Annotated in this window: 23 protein-coding genes; 18 read left to right on the top strand and 5 right to left on the bottom strand. The window is 55.3% G+C overall.

Going from position 1 to position 22140, the window contains the following annotated elements; all coding sequences use genetic code 11:
- Positions 1-82: 82 nt before the first annotated feature.
- The 9 genes from RDU76_00765 to hcp all read left to right on the top strand — a co-directional run bounded on the left by RDU76_00765 (position 83) and on the right by hcp (position 8017).
- Positions 83-2095 carry a T9SS type A sorting domain-containing protein gene (locus RDU76_00765; GenBank protein MDQ7797459.1) on the top strand — a complete coding sequence of 671 codons (2013 nt, stop codon included), beginning with the start codon at positions 83-85 and terminating at the stop codon, positions 2093-2095.
- A gap of 13 nt (positions 2096-2108) precedes the next feature.
- Positions 2109-2999 carry a PorV/PorQ family protein gene (locus RDU76_00760; protein MDQ7797458.1) on the top strand — a complete coding sequence of 297 codons (891 nt, stop codon included), beginning with the start codon at positions 2109-2111 and terminating at the stop codon, positions 2997-2999.
- 302 nt (positions 3000-3301) lie between these two features.
- A complete protein-coding gene (locus RDU76_00755; protein MDQ7797457.1) occupies positions 3302-3688 on the top strand; it encodes a DUF302 domain-containing protein in 387 nt (128 codons plus the stop codon).
- Between the two features lie 103 nt (positions 3689-3791).
- Positions 3792-4181 carry an Rrf2 family transcriptional regulator gene (locus RDU76_00750; GenBank protein ID MDQ7797456.1) on the top strand — a complete coding sequence of 130 codons (390 nt, stop codon included), beginning with the start codon at positions 3792-3794 and terminating at the stop codon, positions 4179-4181.
- A gap of 48 nt (positions 4182-4229) precedes the next feature.
- Positions 4230-4907 carry a 4Fe-4S binding protein gene (locus RDU76_00745; GenBank protein ID MDQ7797455.1) on the top strand — a complete coding sequence of 226 codons (678 nt, stop codon included), beginning with the start codon at positions 4230-4232 and terminating at the stop codon, positions 4905-4907.
- On the top strand, positions 4907-5572 hold the full coding sequence (locus RDU76_00740; GenBank protein MDQ7797454.1) for a flavin reductase: 666 nt from the start codon (positions 4907-4909) through the stop codon (positions 5570-5572). The genes RDU76_00745 and RDU76_00740 overlap by 1 nt, the downstream gene beginning before the upstream one ends.
- 87 nt (positions 5573-5659) lie before the next feature.
- Complete coding sequence (locus RDU76_00735; GenBank protein MDQ7797453.1) at positions 5660-5977, top strand: cupin domain-containing protein; 318 nt, start codon at positions 5660-5662, stop codon at positions 5975-5977.
- 46 nt (positions 5978-6023) lie between these two features.
- Positions 6024-6344, top strand: a complete 321-nt coding sequence (locus RDU76_00730; protein MDQ7797452.1) for a DsrE family protein — start codon at positions 6024-6026, stop codon at positions 6342-6344.
- A gap of 23 nt (positions 6345-6367) precedes the next feature.
- Complete coding sequence (gene hcp, locus RDU76_00725) at positions 6368-8017, top strand: hydroxylamine reductase (GenBank protein MDQ7797451.1); 1650 nt, start codon at positions 6368-6370, stop codon at positions 8015-8017.
- Positions 8018-8148: 131 nt separating this feature from the next.
- Here hcp and RDU76_00720 read toward each other — a convergent pair whose 3' ends face one another.
- From RDU76_00720 to RDU76_00700, 5 genes are all read right to left on the bottom strand, one after another.
- The gene (locus RDU76_00720) at positions 8149-8730 is read right to left on the bottom strand and encodes a hypothetical protein (GenBank protein ID MDQ7797450.1); all 582 of its coding nucleotides are present in this window, start codon (positions 8728-8730) and stop codon (positions 8149-8151) included.
- A 154-nt stretch (positions 8731-8884) separates the two neighbouring features.
- Positions 8885-9721 carry an OmpA family protein gene (locus RDU76_00715; GenBank protein MDQ7797449.1) on the bottom strand — a complete coding sequence of 279 codons (837 nt, stop codon included), beginning with the start codon at positions 9719-9721 and terminating at the stop codon, positions 8885-8887.
- Positions 9722-9874: 153 nt separating this feature from the next.
- Positions 9875-10102, bottom strand: a complete 228-nt coding sequence (locus RDU76_00710) for a hypothetical protein (GenBank protein MDQ7797448.1) — start codon at positions 10100-10102, stop codon at positions 9875-9877.
- A gap of 6 nt (positions 10103-10108) precedes the next feature.
- The gene (msrB, locus tag RDU76_00705; GenBank protein ID MDQ7797447.1) at positions 10109-11116 is read right to left on the bottom strand and encodes a peptide-methionine (R)-S-oxide reductase MsrB; all 1008 of its coding nucleotides are present in this window, start codon (positions 11114-11116) and stop codon (positions 10109-10111) included.
- 205 nt (positions 11117-11321) lie between these two features.
- Entirely contained in the window at positions 11322-11741 is a 420-nt protein-coding gene (locus tag RDU76_00700) for a hypothetical protein (protein ID MDQ7797446.1), read from the bottom strand.
- 240 nt (positions 11742-11981) lie between these two features.
- Here RDU76_00700 and RDU76_00695 point away from each other — a divergent pair, with 240 nt between their 5' ends.
- The 9 genes from RDU76_00695 (at position 11982) to RDU76_00655 (ending at position 22125) form a co-directional block, all read left to right on the top strand.
- Positions 11982-12626 carry a hypothetical protein gene (locus RDU76_00695; protein ID MDQ7797445.1) on the top strand — a complete coding sequence of 215 codons (645 nt, stop codon included), beginning with the start codon at positions 11982-11984 and terminating at the stop codon, positions 12624-12626.
- A 9-nt stretch (positions 12627-12635) separates the two neighbouring features.
- Positions 12636-12983: an ArsC/Spx/MgsR family protein gene (locus tag RDU76_00690; protein ID MDQ7797444.1), complete on the top strand. Its 348-nt coding sequence runs from the start codon at positions 12636-12638 to the stop codon at positions 12981-12983.
- A gap of 185 nt (positions 12984-13168) precedes the next feature.
- The gene (locus RDU76_00685; protein MDQ7797443.1) at positions 13169-14230 is read left to right on the top strand and encodes a DUF362 domain-containing protein; all 1062 of its coding nucleotides are present in this window, start codon (positions 13169-13171) and stop codon (positions 14228-14230) included.
- A 21-nt stretch (positions 14231-14251) separates the two neighbouring features.
- Positions 14252-16060: a DUF885 domain-containing protein gene (locus tag RDU76_00680; GenBank protein MDQ7797442.1), complete on the top strand. Its 1809-nt coding sequence runs from the start codon at positions 14252-14254 to the stop codon at positions 16058-16060.
- A gap of 19 nt (positions 16061-16079) precedes the next feature.
- Entirely contained in the window at positions 16080-16655 is a 576-nt protein-coding gene (gene rfaE2, locus RDU76_00675) for a D-glycero-beta-D-manno-heptose 1-phosphate adenylyltransferase (protein ID MDQ7797441.1), read from the top strand.
- 138 nt (positions 16656-16793) lie between these two features.
- Positions 16794-17567 carry a hypothetical protein gene (locus tag RDU76_00670; GenBank protein ID MDQ7797440.1) on the top strand — a complete coding sequence of 258 codons (774 nt, stop codon included), beginning with the start codon at positions 16794-16796 and terminating at the stop codon, positions 17565-17567.
- An 18-nt stretch (positions 17568-17585) separates the two neighbouring features.
- Positions 17586-17798 (top strand): hypothetical protein, encoded by a 213-nt coding sequence (locus RDU76_00665; protein ID MDQ7797439.1) that lies wholly within the window; start codon positions 17586-17588, stop codon positions 17796-17798.
- A 53-nt stretch (positions 17799-17851) separates the two neighbouring features.
- Complete coding sequence (locus RDU76_00660) at positions 17852-18283, top strand: hypothetical protein (protein MDQ7797438.1); 432 nt, start codon at positions 17852-17854, stop codon at positions 18281-18283.
- Between the two features lie 191 nt (positions 18284-18474).
- The gene (locus RDU76_00655; protein ID MDQ7797437.1) at positions 18475-22125 is read left to right on the top strand and encodes an Ig-like domain-containing protein; all 3651 of its coding nucleotides are present in this window, start codon (positions 18475-18477) and stop codon (positions 22123-22125) included.
- The last annotated feature ends 15 nt before the right edge of the window (positions 22126-22140 follow it).

Raw genomic sequence — 22140 nt, 5'->3', positions numbered from 1 at the left:
AGGGAACCGAAAAGGAGGCAATGTTATCTAAATCTGCATAACCTCATAAAGGCAAGACAATTATAATTAATCAGAGGGAAATATGTCAAAAAGATCATGGCTGTTATTTCTTCTTCTGCCGGCCCTGGCCTGGTCCCAGGGGATAACCTGGGGCGACCGGGTGAGGGTGGACGATGCCTTGGGAAGCGGTCCCCATCAGGCCATTCATCCCTACACCATAATCGATGACAGTCTGGCCTCCAGTCCACGGGTCTACACGGTCTGGGAGGATGACCGGGATAACGACACCAGCCACGCTATCTATTTCGCCAAATCCACCGACCTGGCGGCCAGTTATTCCCGGCCCAACGTGGTGGTCTGCAACGACAGCCTGGACAATGTCTATCCCTGGATGGTCAAGGCCCGGTCCGGCACCATCTACGTGGTGTGGCAGGTGAAATATCCAGACACCTACTGGCGGATATACCTCTCCAAATCCACCGACGGCGGGGCCACCTTCAGTCCGCCCGATACCATCAAGGGGCCGTCCATACTGAACAACAAGGACGACGCCAACAACTACGGCCTGCTGCCCCGGATAGCGGTGGACCCGGCCGACAGCATCCTATATTTAGTGTGGACCGAGGCCACCGGGGCAGAGGCCACCAAGATCCGTTGTTCCCGCTCCCTGACCAAGGATGTCAATTTTTCGGGAATGGTCCTGGTCAACGTGGACTCCGCTAGAGCTGCCAAGCATCCGGCCATAGTCTGCGATGACAACGGCCGGGTCTTCGTGACCTACGAGCGGAGCGACGGCGGCAACACCAACGACCCGCAGTGCGACATCTACTTCAACCAGTCAAACGACTACGGGCTGAGCTTCGGGGCGGCGGAGTTGCTGATCAACGACAACGGAGACGTGGCCCGGATGCAGAACCCCACCATCGACCGGATCAACAGCAAGACCATGGTGATATGGGAGGACACCCGGACCGGGGTGGCGGCCTCCAACGCCCAGCCGGTGCTGTTCTTCAGCCAAAAGGCCGACACTTCGGCCGCCTTCTCGGCCAACGTCCGGGTCAGCGACACCCTATCAGGCACCTGGAACTACCGGCCCCGGATGGCCATCGACCAGACCACAGGAAATATGATCGTGGTCTGGCATTCCAACCTGGGCGCTACCGACTCCCTGTTCGAGCTCAGATTGTGCGCCTTCAATGATACGATAAATGAATTCACCCCGTCCTACAAGATGTTCGACACCTACACCGGCAACAGCGGGGCCAACTTCGGCAACACCTTCTATCCGCCGGCGGTGGCCATCACCAACATCGACTCGGTGGCCAACTTCTTCCTGGTGTGGCGGGACCTGATCGAGGACACCACCGGCAACATCTATTCCCGGCACGGCCACGTGGTGGTCAGCCGGGTGGACCTGGACATCTTCCCCGATGCCCTGGACGCCCACGGCGACAGCCTTAACTTCGGCATCCTGCCGGCCGGCCCGGCCTGGGTCTCCCGCGGCTTCCGCCTGGCCAACACCGGCAGCGGGATCAACCCCGACTCCCTGGACGGACCCAGCACCGCGGTGATCGACAGCCTGACGGCCAACGGCATCACTTTGCACAACGTCGACAATCCCTCGCTGACCCTTACCGCCGGGTTCATCGAATATCCGGAGGTCTTCCCCGACCTGAGCATCGGCCAGACCCTGGACGTCACCGTCACCCTGTACGTGCCGGAGGGCACGCCGGCCGGGCGCTACGTGGGCTATGCCAAGCTGCGGGCGGTGGGCAACGACCTGACGGTGGACAGCGATTCCATCCGGATAGTGGTGCAGGGCCCGACCGCCACCGCCGACCTGGAGAACCTGAAGGTCTTTCCCAACCCCTTCAAATACTGGCTGGGCCACCGGACCGTCAGCTTCGAGGGGCTGACCCCGGCGGCCACCCTGAAGATCTACGATATCAAAGGCCGTCTGCTGGCCACCATCGAAGAAAGCAACGGCGACGGCCTGGCCACCTGGGTCCCGGAAGCTGCCAGCGGCGTCTACCTGTGGTCGGTCACCAACCCCCTGGGGCACAAGAAGACCGGCAAGATCGCAATATTGAGATGACGGAGAGACGACAATGAAAAAAATATTAATCATCTTACTTCTGACAGCGTTGAATTCATCCTTAAAGGCCCTGACCCCCGGCGACAGATCGGGCGTCTTTATGACCCTGCCCCAGGGAGCCCGGCCCACCGCCATGGGCGAGGCCTTCTGCGCCGTCACCGGCGACATCTACAGCTCCTACTGGAACCCGGCCGGGCTGGCCGACCTGGGCAGGATGACCTTCAGCGCTTCGATGGCCCCCACCTATCTGGACATGTACTACGGATATCTGGCCGGGGCCATGACCTCCGGCCAGAATGCCTTTTCCCTGGCCCTGAGCCATTTCAACTACGGAGACATGATCGGCCTGGACGAACACGCCCGCAACCAGACGGTCTTCAACGGCAGCGACCTGGGAATGATCGCCGGCTATGCCCGCAAATTCCCGGGCCTGAAAATGCAGGCCGGGGTGAATGCCAAATTGCTGCACGAGTCCATCGAACAGGAATCGGCCAGCTCGGTGATGTTCGATATCGGGGCGATAAAGAAATTCCAGAGGGTCACCCTGGGTTCGTCCCTGAGGAACATCGGTCCGGGCCTCAATTTTCACGATGAAAGCGGAGGGCTTCCCATAACCTTCTCCCTGGGCGCCACCTATTACTTTTACAACACCCCGCTGGTCCCGGCGGTCTCCATTGACGTCCCCTTGGACGATGCGCCGGTGTTATCATTGGGCGCCGAATATTCCCTGGGGCAGTATCTGGCGCTGCGGGCCGGGCTGAAAACCGAGCGCGACCAGGGTTTCCTGTCCTGGATGCGTTTCGGTTTCGGCACCTCCATCAGGGGGATCTCGGTGGACTACGCCATGATCCCGGGGAAGGACCTGGGCTCCACCCATATGTTTTCGATCGGCTATCATAAATAAAATAAAAAATTCCCTCCATATTATTAGTTGAAGGTGTGGTTACGTCAAGCTGTGTGAAAACCGACCACCGGGTCAAAAGCCGTTGCCGGAAATTCCGGAGCGGCTTTTTTTATTTTTGAAATTGACAGCAAAGCCGGCTTGTATTACAATGATTTATACAGGGATACTGTTAAGTTTTGGTTTTGGTTTTTGCCCTTATGGTGATTATCCTTAGCCGGCTGTCCCCGGAGACCAGCCGTGACGAAGTCCGTAAATACTTGGTCGTAGTAAACAGCAGTATCAACAGATGAAAGGAAAATATCATGAGCTATTACATGAGCAAAATGATACACGCACCCTTCGACAAGGCGCTGCGCCGGGTGACCTTCAACCTGCAAAAAGAGGGGTTCAGTATTGTGACCCAGCTGGATATGCAGGAGACCTTCAAGACCAAGCTGAACATGGATTTTAGGAAGTATCTGATACTGGGGATCTGCAACGCGCCTTTCACCTACAAGGTCCTTCAGAAGGAGGCCAAGATCGGGCTGTTGCTGCCCTGTAATGTGGTGGTGGACGAGGTCTCCCCCGAGAGGATCGAAGTATCGATAGTGGACCCGGTGGCCGGGGTCAGGGCCATTGACAGCCCTTCGCTTTTGGGGGAGGCTTCGCAGATAAGGGATAAACTTAAGGTGGTGCTGGAGGCGATATAGCCGCGGAACGATTTTAAGATTTCTCAAACATATATCAAGATAAGGCTTGACATTTTCTTTTTTTGATGTATAATAGGACTAAATAAGTCTTATTAATAAAATTATGCTGATCACCAAAAGAAACGAATACGCCCTGCAGGCCATGATCATCCTGGCCCGGCAGGAAGAAGGGCGGCCCTTGGCGGCCTCGGCCCTGGCCAAGCGCCTAAAGACCACCCCGGCTTTCATGTCCAAGATCGCCCAGCAATTGGCCAAGGCCGGTTTATTGACTACCAAGCGGGGGAAGGCCGGCGGGCTTTTTCTGGGAAGGCCGGCGAACAAAATACTGGTCAAGCAGATCTTTGCGGCGGTGGACGGAGCCCTGTCGGTCAGCGCCTGCATGAGCCAGGGGCGCTGCAGGCACCACGTCTGCCCGATATATCCGGCCCTTACCAGACTGCAGAAGGACCTGGACAACCGGCTGAACTCGGCCAAACTGTCAACCTTTGTGTGAACCTTAACCAGGGGCGATCGGCCGATAGCCCCCACGAAATGGAAAATAATGAAACGCAAGATCGTCCAAATAGACCAGGATAAATGCAACGGCTGCGGCCAGTGCATTCCCAACTGCGCGGAGGGCGCGCTGAAGATAGTTGACGGCAAGGCCCGGCTGGTCAGCGACAAATACTGCGACGGGCTGGGGGCCTGTCTGGGGCATTGCCCCCAGGAGGCCATCAGGATAATCGAGAGGGAAGCAACAGAGTATGAAGAAGAATCAGTAAGGGCAATTCATGAATTGCCCCGACATGCCTGCCCCGGCTCGCAGGTCAGTCATAACAAGCAAACCCCGGCAACTTCAAACGACACAACCGTAAACTCTCAGCTGGTCCACTGGCCCATCCAACTGCACCTGGTGCCGGTCAACGCCCCATTCTTTCAAAATGCCGACCTGCTGATCGCCTCCTCCTGCCTGCCTTTCTCCTACGGGGATTTTCACCGGGTGATGCTGGCCGGCAAGTCTCTGATCATAGCCTGTCCCAAGCTGGACCGTACCGAGCCCTATCTGGAAAAGCTGACCGGGATCTTCCGGCAGAACGATATCCGGTCGATCACCGTGGCCATCATGGAGGTGCCCTGCTGCCAGGGCCTGCTGCGGCTGGTGCGTCAGGCTTTGAAGGATTCCGGCAAACGGATGTCCATCACGGTGGAGACCATCACGGTGAAAGGGGAGAGGCTGTGATGATAGACCTTACCACATTGAATAAACTGACCTACGGCCTTTATATCATCACCTCGGTGGACCAGGGCCGCTGCAACGGATTCACCGCCGATGCGGTGTTCCAGGCCGGCGCCAACCCGCCGACGATAGGCGTTTGCATCAAAAAGGACAACCTGACCCACGATTTCATCTCCAAGAACCAGGTGTTTGCCGTATCCATCCTGGCAGACACCGCTCCAGCGGAACTGATCCGCCACTGGGGGCTGAGATCAGGGCGCCAGGAGGACAAATGTGTCGATACCGAATACAAGACCGGGGCCACCGGATGCCATCTGATCACCAAGGATACCCTGGGCGCCATCGAGTGCAAGGTCATAAACGCTTTTGACGCCGTCAGCCACACCATCTTCCTGGGGGAAGTGGTCTCGGCGGAGACCTTCTCCGGCGGAGAACCCCTGACCTACGCCCAATACCGGAAAAACATCAAACCGGCCTTAAAACAAACCGATAGCAAAGGAGGAGCCATGAAAAAATACCGTTGCGTGGTCTGCGATTACATCTACGACCCGGCCGCAGGCGACCCCGATTCCGGCATTGCCCCGGGGACGCCGTTCGAAAAGATACCCGATACTTGGGTCTGCCCGATCTGCCAGGTGGACAAGAGCAACTTTGAGCCCCTGGACTAAATATGCCACAGAGGCTCAGAGACACAGAGCAAATTATTATTGCGATATGGTGCCTTGGTGTCTTTGTGGTTTAACTTGGAGGTTAGTATGATAACCATTGAAACCTTGGACTTCAACGCCACAGAGAAGGCCCGCAAGGGCGTTTTCAACCAGCCCCAGGGGCTGGTCAACTATCTTCACCTTAAGCAGGGCCAGGAAGTGCCAAAGCATCTGGCCAACGCCGACATGGTGTACCTGATAGTGCTGCAGGGCGAAGGCGTTTTCAACTTTGAGGAAAAAGACCATGTCATCAAGCACGGCCAGCTGGCCGCAGTGGCGCGGGGAACCCCGATGCACATCACCAACCAGAAACCGGAAGACCTTAGTTTTTTGGTGATAAAGACACCCAACCCCGAAATTAAATAATCCTTTGCCCACTAAAAACACGAAACATTTATGAAAGAAGAAGATAATGAAATTGGGCATCATCATCTATTCGCAGGACGCCGAAACGGTCTGGAACGCCTTCCGGCTGGGCGTCTACTCGCTGGGGCAGGGCGACCAGGCCAGCGTCTTTCTGCTGGCCAAGGGGGTGGAATGCCAGTCATTGGATAACGACAAGTTCAAGGTCACGGAGCAGATGCAGGCCTTCCACGATCAGGGCGGCAAGATCCTGGCCTGCGGCACCTGCCTGAAAATGCGCCACAAGGAAGGCACGGAGATGTGCCCGCTTTCATCCATGAAGGACCTGTATGAAATGATAAAGACCTCGGACAAGGTGGTAAGCTTTTAAAACAACCAATAAAGGAGATTTTCATGACCATGTTCTGTCATCAATGCCAGGAGACGGCCGGCAACAAGGGCTGCGCCGGGGCCAAGGGCGTCTGCGGCAAGCCCGACCAGGTGGCGGTGCTGCAAGATCTGCTGATCCACACCCTCAAGGGCATTTCATATCTCAATGTCAAGGCCAAGGAGACCGGGAAATGCGATCCCCAGGCCTCGGAATTCGTGATGGAGCAGCTGTTCGCCACCATCACCAATGTCAACTTCGATCCCGAATATTTCGTCAGGCAGATAGACCGGGCCAGGGAGCTCCGCGACGGGCTTAAAAAGGCGGGCGCATCAGGTTCAACCGAAAAGCTTCCCGATGCCGCCACCTGGTCCGGTAAAAGCGGCCTTAACGAGTATCTGCTCAAGGGCGCCGGGGTGGGCATTCTGGCCACGGCCAACGAGGACGTCCGCTCCCTGCGGTCTCTGCTGCTGTTCGGCCTAAAGGGACTGGCAGCCTATGCCCATCATGCCTATGTGCTGGATGTCAAAGACAACGATATCCTGCTGTTCATGCAGCAGGCCCTGGCCACCACGCTGGACGACGGGCTTTCGGCCGACGAGCTGACCGGGCTGGTGCTCAAGTGCGGCGAGTACGGGGTAAAGGCCATGGCCCTCTTGGATAAGGCCAATACCGGAAAGTACGGGCACCCGGAGATCACCAGCGTCAAATTGGATGTCGGCAAGAATCCAGGGATCCTGATCAGCGGCCACGACCTGAGGGACCTGGAAGAACTGCTGGAGCAGACCAAGGGCAAGGGGGTGGACGTATACACCCACGGCGAGATGCTTCCGGCCAACGCTTATCCGTTCTTCAAGAAATATACCAATTTCCACGGCAACTACGGCGGTTCCTGGTGGCACCAGAACGAGGAATTTGAGAAGTTCAACGGCCCGGTGCTGATGACCACCAACTGCCTGGTTCCGCCCAAGGACAGCTACAAGGATCGGGTGTTCACCACCGGGGTGGTGGGCTTTCCGGGAATGAAGCACATCGCCGACCGGAAGCAGGGCCAGCAAAAGGACTTTTCCGCCGTCATTACCATGGCCCAAAAGTCCAAGGCGCCGGAGAAACTGGAAGACGGCAACTTGACCATCGGCTTTGCCCACAACCAGGTGCTGGCTTTGGCCCCCAAGGTCATCGAGGCCGTCAAAAGCGGCGCCATCAAGCGTTTTGTGGTGATGGCCGGCTGCGACGGCCGGCACAAGTCCCGGGAATATTTTACCGACATAGCCAAAGCCCTGCCCAAGGACGCGGTGATTCTGACAGCCGGTTGCGCCAAGTACCGCTACAACAAGCTGAACCTGGGCGATATCGGCGGAATACCAAGGGTCTTAGACGCCGGGCAGTGCAACGATAGCTATTCCCTGGTGTTGATCGCATTGGCCCTGAGGGACGCCTTCGGATTGAAGGACATCAACGAACTGCCGCTGAGCTTCGACATTGCCTGGTACGAGCAGAAGGCGGTGCTGGTGCTGCTGGCCTTGCTGCATCTGGGCGTGAAGAACATCCACCTGGGGCCGACCCTGCCGGCCTTTGTGTCTCCCAATGTGCTGAAGGTGCTGGTGGAGAAGTTCAATGTCCAGCCGACGGCGGGCGTGGAGGAGGACGTGAAGAAGATGATGGCGGGCGCCTGACCTAACCCCTACCCCTTCCCCATGGGGGAAGGGGAATATATTCGGAGAGGGAGAATTAGAAAACGAAGAAGCCGTGGCATTATGCCACGGCTTCTTCATTTTGGTTGCTAACGAAAATGGTAAGCGGTTTGTTAGCTACCAGATTTATTTTGCTGTTTTTCATATGCATCCATATGATGTGCATACAGCCAAGGTTTATCCTTCGGTGCTTTTCTTTGAATTATTACAAGCAATACCTCTTTTACTAAAGAAAATGGCACATCACTCGGGTACCATACTTCAGCCTCTGGCACATAGTGCTCATAAATTTGTGTTTGACCTTCATTCTTTTTAACATCCTCAATCGAAATGATTTTAGATAAAGCACTGTCATCTAGAATTAAATATGCCAATTCCGAGATAGTATCTTCTTTTGTATAACGTGTAAACCAATCAGGTTCAAGGAAGTAATATTTCCTTAATGTCCATTCCAAATCTTCATCCGAAATATTTCTTAAATCAAAAAAGCACACCCAGCCCCGCTTTCGCCCCAAACTGTTTTCTGACGTGGTGTTCAATGGGAATCGTTCTTCTTTATTATGCCCAATAAACCCGCTTGCTTGCATGCTATAAAAGGTGTGGTGTGTAGTCACATGAAACACCTTACCCCTCAACTGAGCGAGCAAATCATCGCGAGATTCTTTGTAAATATACTCCTTTTTTATTATTTTCATCTTTTTAATTAAATTTGATGGCTAACGGTTGTTTTTATACTTCTTATGTATTTCAGTGTATTATAACTGATAGAGGTTATCAAAGATATAATATTATCCGTTAAGCTGTGGCTTAACGCCACGGCTTTTACTAACCGTATTAAACAGACCGGTACTACTGCTTGACCAATTCCACCCGGCGGTTCCTGGCCCTTCCCTCCTCCGTGTCATTGGAGGTGACCGGCGAAAGGGAGGCCACCCCATGGGGGCTCAAGCGGGCCGCGGCTATTCCGTGTTTGCCGGTCAGCGCCGTTACCACGGCAGCGGCCCGGTCCAGCGACAGCTTGAGGTTAGAGTCAAAGGAGCCCACGTTGTCGGTGTGGCCGACCACGTACAGTTTAAGCGTTGGGTTGTTCTGAAGAAGCTTGGCGATCTCCGAGATGGCGGCGTCGGATTCGGGCTTTATCTCGGACTTGCCGGTGTCAAAATATATGCCGTAAACCGAAACATGGCCGGCGGTATTGATGCCGTTGCCCAGGGCCTCGGCATTGGCCACCATCTCCTGCTCCATGGCCTGCTTTTCGACGATGGTCAGTCGGTACCAGTTATTGAATGACGAAACCCCGACCCACGTCTCCCGGCCGTCCTTCTTAAGCACAATGGTGGAGGCCCGGTTGAAATTGTCGTCGAAGATCACCTTTCCGCCTATCTTTTTCAGGGCCTCCTGGATGTTCCTCCTGATCTTCAACTCTCCGGACTCCGGCAATCCCTTGTCCAGGCGGTATTCGATATAGTACTTGTGACCCTCGATGACAACCGCCTTCTTGTCCTGGCCGATGAATTTATGGCTGTCGAATTCTGTGTCCTTGTAATCCGAGATATGGAAGCCGGGCATCCTGGTCAGCAGGGGGTGGTCCATGCCGCCCTTCAGGTCCGGATCGGCGGCCCGGGAAAGGCTGAAGCCCGCCAGCGCCAGGAACAGGCCGAGGACGTGAGTTATCGATCTTTTCATGTTGCCTCCTTGTTTAAAACGATGATCTTTTTTTTGTTTGGTTGTTAACCTGACCAGGATTTCATTATATATTACAAACATTTGGTTGTCAAATGAAATGAAACAAAAATAAGCCGTGGCTTTAAGCCACGGCTTATTCGCTTCTTTCTGAGATCAAGGGGCTTCCATAAATGTGCGAAAGAGAGTTCTTAAGACAGGATGGTTAAAGGCCGCAAAGGCCAAAAACAAAACTCCCATAGCGATCCAGAGCCACCCCAGACGGACCGCTTTTTGCCCGGTGATGTTTTCCACCACATCGGCGTCCCGTTTGCGGATGGCCCGGATCCCGCCAAAAACAAGCATTCCACCAAGAACAATGGCGGCCCAACGAAAGAAATCCATAAATCTTTATTCCTTACTATTGTTAAACAGCTTCTTATACTTCCCGTAACCTTCCTTCTCCAGGTCCTCCACCGGGATGAACCTCAGCGATGCAGAATTGATGCAGTAACGCAAACCTGTCGGCTGGGGGCCGTCATCGAACACATGCCCCAGGTGGGAGTCGCCGGCCTGGCTGCGCACTTCGGTCCTTACCCGGCCGAAACCGGTGTCCTTCTTTTCCACCACCAGGCTGGTCTCCAAAGGCTTGGTAAAGCTGGGCCAGCCGCAGTCCGAATCGAATTTGTCCTTTGAACTGAACAAGGGCTGGCCGGTGGTGATGTCCACGTAAATGCCCTCACGCTTCTCGTTCCAGTATTTGTTCAGGAAGGGCGGCTCGGTGGCGCTCTTCTGGGTCACCTGGTATTGCAGTGCCGACAGCTTTTTCTTCAGCTCCTTGTCGCCGGGTTTGACATATTTTTTTACCTGCGGGGCGTCTTTCCAGGTCTTCTTCAAATAAGAATCGCGACCGGACATCAGCTTGTAGGTGCTGTAGCGGGCCGGGCATTTCTGGTAATATTTTTGGTGGTATTCCTCGGCCGGATAGAAGTTTTTATAAGCCAGAATGGCCGTGGCGATGGGCTGTTTGAACTTCCCAGCGCTCTGCAGGGCCGCCTTGGATTGTTCGGCCAGTTTCTTCTGCTCCTCATTCTGATAGATGATGGCGGTCTGGTACTGCGGTCCCTGGTCGGCGAACTGACCCTGATTGTCGGTGGGGTCTATCTGCCGCCAGAAGTGCTCCAGCAATTGGGCGTAGCCGATCTTGGCCGGATCGTAGGTGATGCGCACCGCTTCGTAATGTCCGGTCTCGCCGGAGCAGACATCCCTATAGGTCGGATCCTTCATGTGCCCGCCGGAATAGCCGGGCATTACCTCTATCACGCCCGGCAGGCTGTCAAAGGGCTGCTCCAGGCACCAGAAACATCCGCCGGCGAAGACGGCGGTCGTTGTCTTATTTTTCGCGGCAGCGTCAGTCATGAACGATCCACCAGCCGCCAGCAGCAGAACCAGGGTCAGGTAAAAATACTTCATTCATTGATCCCTCCGTCATATACCAAATGTAATTATGCAAAAAGGCAAATTCAATGGTTGAGGTGAATGGTACGCCATAATTACCGGCACTTTATTGCATGAAAAGAGGCAGAATAAAATTCCGTCCGTCTTTCACCAGATTCCTTCAGGGTTAAAGTTTTTCGGCCCGGAAATTAAGCGTGCCTGAATAGTTTGTCAGGGTCAGGGTGACAGACCAGGTGCCGGCAACACCTGCAGAGGTTGGTTCATTGAGGCTTGGAACCAGGGCTTTTGAATATACCGTTGTTCCCAGGGAATCCCTAATGGTTAGCAATGTCGAACCTGCGGTGGTTGTGGTTGAATGGTTGATGGTTGCCCGGGCGCCGGAGTTCTTCCAGGCATATACCAAGGTTGTCGAAACGTTGGTGACGCCAGTGGCCTGAAGCTGGAAGGCGTCTTGAACGTTGACGATTTGCGGCTCGAATGGAGCGAGAGAGGAGGTCGGTGTTTTGCTGCATCCCGCCAGGGAAATTGAAAAGATCAAAAGCATCCCCGTAACAACAGTCTTGGCAAGGTTATGGATTGGTTTCATGAGAACACCTCCTTTGTTAATTAGGGGTATAGGGCTGTCTTGCGGCAATGTGGCATCTGTTTGTTTCCCCGATGTCCGGTATGGCGTATACAGATTAGATGCTACTTATGCCGAAAGGGTTCTTTCCGAAGGATGTAATGTAACCCCGAAAAGAGGGAAAGTCAAGGGGGCAAAAAATATCGTTGAATATCAGCCTTGGGGATGTTATCATAATATTCCAAACAAGCAAAGGAGGCGGCCATGTTGAAGAAAGTCCTTTTATCATTGCTCGCGGTGGGAATCATCGCGGTTATCGCCCTTGCGATATTTATCTTCTTTGCCATGAAGGGTCCCGATCTTTCCCAATACCAGCATCTGATGGACCCGCAGATATCCCAGAAGCCCAGCCAGAAGATGCTGGTGGTGGAGGCCAAAGGAGACCCGAATATTGTGGGGTCAAAGGCCTTTGCCCTGCTGTTCAAGGCTTATTTTAAGACGGTCAAGGGCGGCAGGATGCAGATACCGCGGGCCCGCTGGCCCCAGGACCTGGGCACCGGCCTGGATGAATGGGTGGGGCAATATGCCCTGCCGGTCCCGGAGCCCACCGATAAGCTGCCCGATATCAGGATCGAGCCGGGATTCAAAATATCTCTGGCCGAATGGGAATACGGCATGGTGGCCGAGATCCTGCATATCGGCCCGTATTCAAAGGAAACCCCGACCGTCGACAAGTTAAAAAAATACGCCCATGACAACGGATATTACATAACCGGCCTGCACGAGGAGGAATATTTGAAAGGGCCGGGAATGTTCGGTCCGGGAGATCCGGGAAAATATCAGACCATCATCAGATACCGGGTGGAGAAAACGGCGGCGGAAGAGACCAAAGAAAAGAAAAATAAATAGATCTGATTTATGCCAAACATCCAGATATTCGGGACCAATAAATGCCGGGACACCCGGGCCGCCCAGCGGTTCTTCAAGGAGCGCCGGGCGGCTGTCCATTTCATCGATCTGAACCAGAAACCCCTCAGCCGGGGTGAGCTGAACAGCATCAAGAATGCGGTGGGTCTGGAGAATCTGCTGGATGCCGAAGGGAAGGAATACCAAAGACAGAATCTCAAATATCAGAAATACGACATAGAACAGGTCCTGCTGGAAAATCCCGGACTGTTCAGGACCCCCATCGTCCGCTGCGGGCCCAAGGCCACGGTCGGTTATCAGCCGGAGACCTGGCAACATTGGTTGGAAGCCGGGACATAGCCTGTCGGAGGACCCCAAAAAAATCGGAAAAAATAGTTCACCCCGTTTTTAACGGGGCGTTTTGCTGGTTTCCAAGCATAAAAAACAGCAGATGGCAGACGCCTATTTAATTCTTGACTTGCCATAAAAAAGGGTATATATTGATAAACGGTTTGAAATAGTTTCTAATGAATAATGCGATTTTCATGAAAAAGAACCTTATTTTTATTGCCACCATAGCCTTGCTGACTGGGCAGATCGCCCTGGCCCAGAAAGCTTCCCCGGTCTACTTTACAAAAGATATCTCCGGCCAGGGGGTGCTCAAGGTCTACCAGAAGATAAAAAGCCAGGTGAAGGGCAAGGTGGCGGTCAAGGTCCACTTCGGGGAGGAGGGCAACAAGAATTACCTCAAGCCCGAACTGTCAAAACCCTTGGTGGAACTTTTAAAGGCCACCTATGTGGAGACCAACGTGCTGTATTCCGGACCGCGCCAGAAGACAGAATCGCATCTTAAACTGGCCAAGGCCCATGGCTTCGGCTTTGCGCCGATAGACATCCTGGATTCCGAGGGCGAAAAGGTCTATGCCTGCAGCACCGCCTGCTACACCCGGGTGCTGGCCGGCAGCCACATGGACCGCTACCACACCTTCATCATCTTCAGCCATTTCAAGGGGCACGGACTGGCCGGGTTCGGGGGGGCCATCAAGAACGTGGCCATGGGGCTGGCCTCCCGGATGGGAAAGCGGGCCATGCACGCCGACTACGTGCCCGATTACGATACCTCCAAGTGCATTCGCTGCGGGACCTGCGTCAAGCAGTGCCCGGCCGGGGCCATCTCCATCAATCCCCTCAAGATCGACACCCGCAAATGCATCGGATGCGGCCAGTGCCTCAAAGACTGTCCGGTGGAGGCCTTTGAGGCCAGCCGGGACCGGGTCAGCGCCGAGCTTTTCAACCGACGGCTGGTGGAATACGCCAAGGTGCTGTCCGACAGCAGCCATATGGTCTACATCAGCGTGCTGGCCAATATCTCGCCGGACTGCGACTGTTCGGGTAGAGCCCGAAAGCCTTTCACCGGGGATATCGGGATCCTGTCCTCCACCGACCTGGTGGCCATCGAGCAGGCCAGCCTGGACCTGGTGAATAAGGCCCACAATTGCCAGGACGCCTTTCTCAAGGAGAGCGGCCGGAGCGGCAACCTTCAGATCGAATACGCCGAGAGACTGGGGATGGGAAGCAGGAAATATAAACTGGTAAAAGTGGATTGAACCTTTTATCTGGAGGTCAAAATGAGAAGTACCATCTTTTCAACAGTGTTGGTCCTTATAATCACCGGGACGGTATTCTGCGCCAAGCCGAAAGAAAAGGCTCCGTCCGATATCGAGGACCTGTTCCGGGGGTATTTCCGGGAGAGCATGGAGCTGTCTCCGGAGACCGCCAGCTCGCTGGGGCTGACGCCGGCGATGGGCTATCCCATCAACAACGACAAACTGGACGACGACTCCGAGGAGGCCCTGGAGAGGGCCTATGCCATGAACCGGAAATACCGCAAATGGCTGAAAAGTTACGATCCCAAAAAGCTCACCCCCTCGCAAAGGATGGACGCCGAGATCCTGGCCTGGCAGCTGGATAGAATATTGGACGGCTACCAATTCCGCTATCACAGCTATGTGGTCACGCCCATGCAGGGGGTCCACGCCACCTTGGTGACGCTAATGACCGAGTATCACGGCATCTCCTCGCGGCAGGATGTTCTGGATTATCTGGCCCGCTTGGAGAAGATCGAAAAGAGGCTGGACCAGTCGGCCGACAGGATGAAACTGCAGTTCCAAAAAGGCATCTATCCAACAGCTGCCATATTCCAGCATATCGGGCAGATGATGTCCGAGTTCGTCGCCGTCCCCCCGGACAGCAACCTTTATTACATCTCTCTGAGCGATCGCATCGGATTGTTAAAAGATATCTCAAAAACCGAGAAGGCAGAGATGCTGGAGAAGGCTAAAAATACAGTGGCGGAAAGCATCTATCCCGCCTACCGGCGATACCTCTCGCAGATGGAGGTATTGGGGGCCAAGGCCGGGCAGGAACCGGGAGTATGGAAACTGCCGGACGGCGACAAATATTACCGATACTGCCTGCGCAAGCATACCAGCACCAAATTGTCACCGGAAGAAATCCATCAATTGGGCCTGAAAGAAGTGGCCCGGATCCAGGCCGAGGCCAAGATATTGCTGAATTCACTGGGCATAAAAGACAAACCGACGTTCGGCGAGATGATGAATGATTACCGCCAGATGGTTAACAGCCCGGAAAACAAGGATAAGTTCACCTATCCGAGCACTCCCAACGGCAAACGCCAGGTGATAAATGACTATCAGGCCATAATCGATAAAACCTGGGAAAGACTGCCTGCGCTGTTCTCCCTGATGCCCAAAACCAAGGTCTCCGCCCAGCCGGTGCCGCAATTCAAGGAGGCCTCCGGCTCCACCTATTACGAGCCCGGCTCGCTGGACGGCCGGCGCCAGGGCACCTTCTATGTCAATCAGGGCTGGCTGCCCTTGAAGCCCAATATGGCCACCCTGGCCTACCACGAGGCCATCCCCGGCCATCATTTCCAGATCGCTTTGCAGCAGGAGATGCCGGACAACCGGATATTCAAGGCCCTGTTCTTCATTCCCGGCTTCGGCGAAGGCTGGGCGCTGTATTCCGAGCGGCTGGCCAAGGAGCAGGGCTGGCTGCCGGACGCCTATTCCCGCCTGGGATACCTCAACTCCGAACTTTTTAGGGCGGTGCGGCTGGTGGTGGATACCGGCATCCACCAGAAAAGATGGACCCTGCAGCAGGCCGCCGGATACATGCAGGACAACCTGGGCTGGGCCGGTTACGGCGAATTGGGGCGCTACAGCGTCTGGCCGGGCCAGGCCTGCTCCTACAAGGTGGGCGAGCTGAAGATCGTCGAAATGCGGGAGAGGACCAAAGCCAAATTGGGAGGCAAATTCGACATCAAGGAATTCCACCGGATGGTGCTGCAACAGGGCAGCATCCCGCTGGAGATGCTGGAAAAACTGACCGAAGATTTCATCCGGCGGAACAGCTGAAGATTTGAAACCCGGAGGGATGATTTGTCTGGAATTATCGGACAGGTTTTGCTATGATATAAGGTCATTAAACTGCCACTATCCGACCAGGAAATTATTTATGATTAAGCAAACGGAAAATAAAATAAAAGGCAGTGCTGCCTTGTTATCAATCAGGCAGCAGGCCAAAAAAGAACATAAGAAAGTGGTCTTCACCAACGGGGTGTTCGACCTGCTGCACCGGGGGCATGTGGAGTATCTGCAGAAGGCCAGGGAGCTGGGGGATATGCTGATCGTCGGCCTCAATTCCGATGCCTCGGTGCACACCATCAAGGGGCCCAAGCGGCCGCTGGTGAGCCAGGAGGACCGGGCCACGGTGCTGGCGGCCCTGGCCTGCGTGGATCATATCGTCTATTTCGACGAGGACACCCCGGCCGAGCTGATCGAGGCCATCCTGCCGGACATCCTGGTCAAGGGGGCCGATTATTCGATCGAGCAGATAGTGGGCGCCGAGGCGGTGCTGAAGAACGGCGGGCAGGTGATACCCATCGAGCTGACGCCGGGAAGGTCCACCTCCGAGCTGATCAAAAAGATCGTGGAGAGTTACGGGAAATAGCGTACAGGGGACAGGGTTTAGGGGACAAAAAATCGGGAGGTTGATGTCGGAAGGGCCGTGGCGGTGACCCCGGAGAAAAAGCTGGAAAGAATATCCCTAAGCCGGAATTGGGAGATAATAAATTAACGGAGAGGAAGTATGAGAAGATTCACGGCCGTATTCCTGGGTTTGATATTAAGCGCCGGAATTTCCCTTGGGCAGGAGGCCGATACCAGCAATGCCGTAACGAAGATCCAGCAGGTTCAGGAAACTGCTTCGGTGGTGCGAAAAGAATGTGAAGTGGAAAAAGACCCCAAATGGGCGATCGGATTCAGGGCTTCATCCATAACAAATCTGCCTGGAACCATTATTATGCAAAGGAAGGTCTATAGTAAAGGATACTTGTCTCTGGGTGTTGAGTACAACAACAATCCCCGGAATTATTATTCGACAAACATTGACAGCCCATACTACTATACAACAGATGAAAAAGCCAACGGCTGGTCGATTAGGCTGAATCCCGAATTGCTTCATGAGTTTTATAAAAACAATCTGTTTAATGCATTCTCCGGGGTATCGGCCACATATTATTACGGAAAAGGAAGTTCTGATTACAATCAGGAACAAGTCAATTATCCAGCGGATACCACTGAATGTATTTCCACATCACACACTAAATATTACAGCTATACCATAGCCATCCCCGTCGGGTTGGAGCGGGACATAATGATCGGGAAAAGGTCTTTCTCGGTTGGCGTTGAGAGCACTTTTTTATCGTATTATTATTATTATAATAAACGGGAAGGGACCAGAAAATATTCAGACAGTGATTATACGGGAGTTTATAAAGATGAGAACGAAACTCCCTGGCAGTTCAGCGTAAAAAATCCGTTTCAATCGGGGGTTAATATCAAGATCAAATATTGTTTCTAACTATAAAGGAATAATTCTATGGAATGCTGGCATTGCGAACGGCCGGCCAATGCGGTCTGCAGTTTCTGCGGGCGCTCGGTCTGCAAGGAACACGCCAAGACCCTGCCCATCGTCCTGACCATGTACCGCGACAAGCAGGACAAACTGAAGGGCCTGGCGGTATCGGACTCGGTCTATTGCGGGGTGTGCCACCCCAAGGACGAGCCGGTGGATTTGGACGACATCGGGTAAGACCGACCTAACCCCAGCCCTTCCCCATTGGGGAAGGGAGAGAAAATATAAATATGGCTGATGATCCGGTCCTGAAAATAATAGAAAAGGCCTTCGGGGACGATTCCCTGCGGCAGAAGCTGCTGTCGGACATGCCGGGAACCCTGAAGAAGATGGGCCAAGAACTATCTGTTGACCAGATCCGGGAATTGACCCGGGCGCTGGACGAGAGCGGGGAGGCTTTTGCCTCCGGGCTCGACCAGCGGCTCTCCCAGAGCGGCGTTTCGCTTAATCCTCATTCATTGCTGCAACAGAGCAAAAAGAAGGCTGGCCAGAAAAAGGATACATTGGATCTGTCTGCGGTGCGCAACTCTTTCGGAGATGCGGAGGTGGTAAAAGGGAAAAAAGCCCCAGAAGCTCGGGTGAGAGAAGATCATCAAGATATGCCGGAGGGCGATGTGTCATACGATCAGGATGAGCCGGATTATGAGGTGGAGCGGGATTGAGGTTGCCTAAATGTATAACAGAAGCCCGGAGCCCATTAAACATATTTGTAACATTGTCTGATAGATATGAGTTTTAACCTTTTATATCACAGCGTTTTATGTTATTCTGGCAGATGGAACAGTTTTTGCTGTTTGATTAAGCATACCCCCTGGATCTATGAAGGAAAAATAAACCTTGGGAGGGAATTGATATGAAAACGTCCAAAGTTATTTTATTGCTGGCCGGGGGCATTCTTTTTTCCGGCCTGGTCCAGGCCCAGTACTACCAGAAGAGCACGCTGACCACCGGCATTGGGCCGAAAAATTTCGCCTATAACAGCGACAGCGGGAAGGTGTATGTCTCCAACACCGGGGAGGCCACCATCGGAAGCATAAAAAATTATTCCTATCAGCCCTGCACCCTGGGCTACGGCCCCGGGCAGATGGCCTACAATGCGCTGACCAGAAAACTGTTCGTGGCCACCGGGGTGGGCTTTGTCTACATTCTCGATGCCGATAATGATACAGTGGAGACATACCTTACGCCGGGCATGGGCCCGGTGAATCTGGCCTACAACAGCGCGGTCAACAAGCTCTACGCCAATTCATCGGCCTACGGGCTGTACATCTACAACGGCAGCACCTATTCCCAGCTCAATTACTTCACCGGATTCGAGGGCCGGCTGTACTCCTACCCCGGGACCCAGACCTACGTGGCCCACGGCTTTGACAGCTTGATCGGGGTGATCGACGGGGCCGGGGACGGGATCAACGATACCATCATCCTGGGCGGGGTCACCTCCTACAGCGAGATGGTGGGCAGCCCGGAAATGCAGAAACTGTACGTCACCCTGCCGGGCCGCAACCAGGTGGGGATCATCAATGCCGCCACCAACAGCCTGATCACCACGGTCAGCGTGGGGGCCGGGCCCTCGGCCCTGGCCTACTGCCCGGAGCACAAGAAGACCTACGTGGCCTGTCCGGGGGACATTAACATCTGGGTGATCGACAGCCTGGATGTGGCCAGTTCTTTTTCACTGGGGGATTCGATCACCGCCGTCTACTACAACCAGGCCAGCAGGCAGGTATGCTTTACCGATCGGAACAATTCCATGCTAAGGATATGGGACCCCGTGGGGGACTACCTTGTCAAGACCATCAACCTCCCGGTCATCAACCCGGCCGGAATATTTGCCGATCCGGTTAACGGTGATATTTACCTTTCCCTCACCGGAGTGGGCGGGCCGGGGACGGTGGCGGTAATGGGCTACGATACGCTGGCTCCCACCGGTGCCGTCATCTACAACACCCCGGACATCATCAACACCGACACCCTGACGGTGTTCTGGAGCCCGGGGGCCGACCCAGGCGGCTCGGGCATAGTGGCCTACGATGTCTACCTTCAGCCCGATTCCACCGAACCGTCATCCTATGTCTATTATCCGCCGGACACCTCGGCCCTGCTGATGCTGGGCGGCGACAGCACCATGTACCACCTGATGGTGGTGGCCCGGGACAGCGCCGGCAATCCTCTCAACGTCGATTATCTCTGGCAGGACAGCGTCTATGTGGATCTCAGCTATGTCCTTCCGGTGGACAGCATCCCCCCGGCCGCCCCGCTGACCCCCCTGATCTACGGGACAAACCCCGGCTTCTGGCTGAGCTCCGCCTACACCACTGCCCAGCTGATCTGGGACAACCCCGAGCCCGGCATCATTAAGGCCTTCTTCAAGCTGGGCTCCCCTCCGGGCTTCGAATTCGACTACCATGATTCCATGCATTCCTCCGGCGGGATGGCCGACACCTTCTATCTTCCGGTGGACACCCTCAACGGCGACTACCAGCTGTATATCTGGCTGGCCGACAGCTCCGGCAATTCCGATTACAACAACCGGGCGGCGGTGGGAGTGCGGCGCGACCTGGACCCGCCCCTCAACACCATGGTCAAGCCGTTCCCGGGCGACACCACCTACAGCACCAGCTTTCCGGTCAGCTGGACCGGGGGGATGGACGCGTTGTCGGGCATCGCCTCCTACCGGCTGAACTACCGGGTGGACACCAGCGGCAGTTGGTACACGGTGATCGATTACCATCCCGACACCCTGGTGGTCTTCCCGGGGGCGGCCCCCGGCCACCGTTATTATTTCGAGGCGGCGGCCTATGACTCGGCCTACAACCTGGAGACGATATTCAATGTCTCCGAGGCTTCGGTATTCGTGGCCCTTAGCGCCGCCGACACCACCCGGCCCCAGATCATCTCCACCACCCCGGCCCAGGGCGACAGCCTGGTATCCCTGGGCAGCCAGATCTATATAAACTTTTCCGAGCCGGTGGATACCCTGTCGTTAAGGTTCCACTGCGCCCCCGACCCCGGCGGCTGGAGCCTTTACTGGGGCTTCAGCCGGGATTACGTGATGCTGGGCCATAATAATTTATTGCCCGGGACGGCCTACACCATCACGGTGGACTCGCTGGCCGACAGCTCGGGCAATCCGCTGGCCGCCGGTCCGGCGCCCAACCCCTGGTCTTTTGCCACCAAGCCCAGCGTTACCCTGAGCACCGCCTGGCAGGGCGGGGTTTACAGCCTGTTCTCGGTCCCGCTGCTGGCCACCGACAGCTCGGCCGTTGGGATGCTGGGCGATGATCTGGGGCCCTACGGATCCACCGGCTGGCGCCTGATGGGATATAAGACCGAAGTTGATTCTTTTGTCGAAAGGCCTTTTATAACCAACGGAAGGGGCTTCTGGCTGGCCTCCATGAACGACGCCATCATCGATGCGGCCGGGGCGGTCCACGATTCCTTTGCCTCGGTGAAGATCCCGATGTTTCCCGGCTGGAACCTGATCGGAACGCCGTTCAATTCCCCGGTGTCGGTGGCCTCCATCCAGGTGGTTGACACCGTCTGGCGGCCATACAGCGATCCTTCCTCATGGGACCTGGTCAGCCCCCGGATATGGCATTACACCGACAATACGCCGGACCTTGTCAACAACGGCGCCTGGGACAGCCTGTCTCCGGCCGACCCCGCCGCCCGGATGAACCCCTGGAAGGGCTATGCCCTGTATGCCGCGGCCGGATGCTCGCTGTACATTCAAACCCTGGCCACCAAGACCGGCCTGCCGAAGACGGCCCATAACGAATACCGGATTGACTGGCAGTTGGAGGTTAGCGCCGCCAGCGGCCGGGCCTCCGATGGGGGCCTCCGGCTGGGGGTGTCATCCCAGGCCAGAGAGGGCTACGACCGGCTGGACTCCGAGAAGCCGCCCTTGGTAAGCAACCAGGTCAAGATCTATATTCCCCATGATGACTGGGACCGCGGGCCCTGCCGGCAGTACCAGTACGACTTCCGCCCTCCGGCCGATCATATCGAATGGCCGCTGACGGCCCAGACCTCCGATAAAGAGGGTGCCTTGTCGTTCAAATTAAGCGGGGCGCTTCCGTCGGGCCATAAACTTTACCTGGCGGACCGCTCGGCCGGCACCGGCCTGGAGATCGTCCCCGACCAGCCGGTGGGTTTTAGCGGCACCGCGCAGTACTCCGTCATCTTTACGGATCGTAAACTTTCCCAGCTGAATATCAAGCCGCTGTCTCTGTTGATGAGCCGGGCGGCCCCCAACCCCTTCCGGAATCAAATGAACCTAACCTATCAGATCCCCCGGGCCGGACCGGTGAGCATCACGATCTACAACATCACCGGGCAGCTGGTCCGGACCCTGGTGGACCAGGACCTGAGCCCGGGCTACTATTCGGCCGGGTGGGACGGCCGGGACGACGCCGGAGGCAGCATCTCCTCTGGGGTCTACTTCGTCCGCCTGGCCTCCGACGGGAAGTCCCTGACCCAGAAGATACTTAAGATCAAATAGAAGGAAACCGGCAGG

It is taken from the genome of Candidatus Edwardsbacteria bacterium (assembly GCA_031082425.1).
Taxonomy (GTDB): Bacteria; Edwardsbacteria; AC1; order AC1; family EtOH8; genus UBA2226.
The sequence above is the reverse complement of the archived record's forward strand: the minus strand, read 5'-3'. Positions and strand labels throughout refer to the sequence as shown.

Bases quoted from the DNA above. Each gene is read 5' to 3' on its own strand.
- RDU76_00765 (MDQ7797459.1), top strand. From the start codon at position 83: ATGTCAAAAAGATCATGGCTGTTATTTCTTCTTCTGCCGGCCCTGGCC.
- RDU76_00760 (MDQ7797458.1), top strand. From the start codon at position 2,109: ATGAAAAAAATATTAATCATCTTACTTCTGACAGCGTTGAATTCATCC.
- RDU76_00755 (MDQ7797457.1), top strand. From the start codon at position 3,302: ATGAGCTATTACATGAGCAAAATGATACACGCACCCTTCGACAAGGCG.
- RDU76_00750 (MDQ7797456.1), top strand. From the start codon at position 3,792: ATGCTGATCACCAAAAGAAACGAATACGCCCTGCAGGCCATGATCATC.
- RDU76_00745 (MDQ7797455.1), top strand. From the start codon at position 4,230: ATGAAACGCAAGATCGTCCAAATAGACCAGGATAAATGCAACGGCTGC.
- RDU76_00740 (MDQ7797454.1), top strand. From the start codon at position 4,907: ATGATAGACCTTACCACATTGAATAAACTGACCTACGGCCTTTATATC.
- RDU76_00735 (MDQ7797453.1), top strand. From the start codon at position 5,660: ATGATAACCATTGAAACCTTGGACTTCAACGCCACAGAGAAGGCCCGC.
- RDU76_00730 (MDQ7797452.1), top strand. From the start codon at position 6,024: ATGAAATTGGGCATCATCATCTATTCGCAGGACGCCGAAACGGTCTGG.
- hcp (MDQ7797451.1), top strand. From the start codon at position 6,368: ATGACCATGTTCTGTCATCAATGCCAGGAGACGGCCGGCAACAAGGGC.
- RDU76_00720 (MDQ7797450.1), bottom strand. From the start codon at position 8,730: ATGAAAATAATAAAAAAGGAGTATATTTACAAAGAATCTCGCGATGAT.
- RDU76_00715 (MDQ7797449.1), bottom strand. From the start codon at position 9,721: ATGAAAAGATCGATAACTCACGTCCTCGGCCTGTTCCTGGCGCTGGCG.
- RDU76_00710 (MDQ7797448.1), bottom strand. From the start codon at position 10,102: ATGGATTTCTTTCGTTGGGCCGCCATTGTTCTTGGTGGAATGCTTGTT.
- msrB (MDQ7797447.1), bottom strand. From the start codon at position 11,116: ATGACTGACGCTGCCGCGAAAAATAAGACAACGACCGCCGTCTTCGCC.
- RDU76_00700 (MDQ7797446.1), bottom strand. From the start codon at position 11,741: ATGAAACCAATCCATAACCTTGCCAAGACTGTTGTTACGGGGATGCTT.
- RDU76_00695 (MDQ7797445.1), top strand. From the start codon at position 11,982: ATGTTGAAGAAAGTCCTTTTATCATTGCTCGCGGTGGGAATCATCGCG.
- RDU76_00690 (MDQ7797444.1), top strand. From the start codon at position 12,636: ATGCCAAACATCCAGATATTCGGGACCAATAAATGCCGGGACACCCGG.
- RDU76_00685 (MDQ7797443.1), top strand. From the start codon at position 13,169: ATGAAAAAGAACCTTATTTTTATTGCCACCATAGCCTTGCTGACTGGG.
- RDU76_00680 (MDQ7797442.1), top strand. From the start codon at position 14,252: ATGAGAAGTACCATCTTTTCAACAGTGTTGGTCCTTATAATCACCGGG.
- rfaE2 (MDQ7797441.1), top strand. From the start codon at position 16,080: ATGATTTGTCTGGAATTATCGGACAGGTTTTGCTATGATATAAGGTCA.
- RDU76_00670 (MDQ7797440.1), top strand. From the start codon at position 16,794: ATGAGAAGATTCACGGCCGTATTCCTGGGTTTGATATTAAGCGCCGGA.
- RDU76_00665 (MDQ7797439.1), top strand. From the start codon at position 17,586: ATGGAATGCTGGCATTGCGAACGGCCGGCCAATGCGGTCTGCAGTTTC.
- RDU76_00660 (MDQ7797438.1), top strand. From the start codon at position 17,852: ATGGCTGATGATCCGGTCCTGAAAATAATAGAAAAGGCCTTCGGGGAC.
- RDU76_00655 (MDQ7797437.1), top strand. From the start codon at position 18,475: ATGAAAACGTCCAAAGTTATTTTATTGCTGGCCGGGGGCATTCTTTTT.